Genomic DNA, 716 nt, shown 5'->3' with positions numbered 1-716 from the left:
GGTTCTGTCGCAAACCTAGTTAGAGGCGTGACAGACCAACCCTGCAGATACAATTATACTGCGAGTGCGTAGAATCGTTCAAAGACCGTCTGACCTTCAACATCTATCTGCTCTTGTTTCAACATCGTCCACACTTCTCGTCCATGCAAACTTGCCAGGGCTCCTTCCATTGACTTCCAACCTAGTGCTTGACGTGTTTTCTGCTTCACCCAACGGTGACTTTGCTCAACGATATTGTTCAGATATTTTATGTTATAAATTTCTACCAGTGAGAGCATAAAGTAACCGGTTAACCAAAGCTGAACATTCATCGAATCAAGGGCAGCGTAGTTACTTTTACTTCCATCGATAACCACTTTTTCTGGCAACCCATTTTGCGCAATGGCCTTATTCAGAAAGGCTTTAGCCGCGGACTCGTCACGGTTCGGGCTAAGATAATAATCGACCACGTTTCCAAATTTATCGACCGCTCGGTAATAGTAGACCCACTTACCTTTTACTTTGATGTAGGTTTCATCCATTCGCCACGAGCCGGATACAGGCTTCTTTCTACGCCTCGCTCTCTGCTCTAATACTGGCGTAAATTTTATAACCCAACGATTAATAGTGGCGTGATCCACAACAACTCCGCGCTCCAGTTGTATCTCTTCAATTTCACGATAACTGAGTTTATAGGCGAGATAATAACGTACGGTTTCGAGAATAACTTCAGAGGG

At 44.3% G+C, this 716-nt stretch carries 1 protein-coding gene; it reads right to left on the bottom strand.

Translation table 11 applies throughout. The features are described from left to right. Positions 1-53: 53 nt before the first annotated feature. The coding region (locus BCU75_RS19740) for an IS6 family transposase (RefSeq protein ID WP_106427148.1) at positions 54-716 on the bottom strand (663 nt) is incomplete at its 5' end.

Source organism: Vibrio splendidus, assembly GCF_002873455.1.
In the GTDB taxonomy this organism is placed as follows: Bacteria; Pseudomonadota; Gammaproteobacteria; order Enterobacterales; family Vibrionaceae; genus Vibrio; species Vibrio splendidus_J.
The sequence above is the reverse complement of the archived record's forward strand: the minus strand, read 5'-3'. Positions and strand labels throughout refer to the sequence as shown.